Source organism: Bacillus paranthracis (assembly GCF_001883995.1).
Classification (GTDB): Bacteria; Bacillota; Bacilli; order Bacillales; family Bacillaceae_G; genus Bacillus_A; species Bacillus_A paranthracis.
This window is the reverse complement of record NZ_MACE01000057.1, coordinates 1-590: the sequence shown is the minus strand read 5'-3', so window position 1 is coordinate 590 and position 590 is coordinate 1. Positions and strand designations below refer to the sequence as shown.

Below are 590 nucleotides of genomic sequence, written 5' to 3'. Positions count from 1 at the left end.
AATAGATCATGGCATGAAAAAACAGCCATTTATGCGCAAACATTTTTGCATGGAGTTATCGAATTTTTTCAAGGTGCTGGTGATGCAGCCCTAGAAAACTTTGTTGGACTACAACCGCATGAGAATGATAAATTAGAAAGTAAGACAACTTACCAAGCTGGAAGGTTGGCTGGAAATGTTATATCAATAGCCGGGTCCATTGTAGAAATATTTGAAGGTATTTCGCTCATAGGCGGATCTAATTTCTTAACTATCGTCGCAGAAGTAGGAACTGGTGGGTTAGCATCACCAATTGTTATTCCATTAGATATAGCAGCAACAGCTGCTGGGGCTAGTCTTTTTGCACATGGTGGATTTGTTTGGAATAAATCGATTCAAAATACTAAGGATACTATTCAAAAAATCCAGTCTTCTGGTGGAGGTAAGGGTGCGAGTAATCGAATACCTTCTTATGGAAAAGATTCTGTACCTAAAGGTCCATACCGTGAAGTAAATGGTTATCCAATAAAAGTGAAAGCAGGAGCTCAAGAAAAGCATATTCCTGATACACCGAACTATAAACAAGAATTAGCAAATGGAAAAAATAAGAG

At 38.0% G+C, this 590-nt stretch carries 1 pseudogene; it reads left to right on the top strand.

The features are described 5' to 3' along the window. Positions 1-590: pseudogene (locus BAQ46_RS31145) on the top strand (hypothetical protein); the annotation flags it as partial.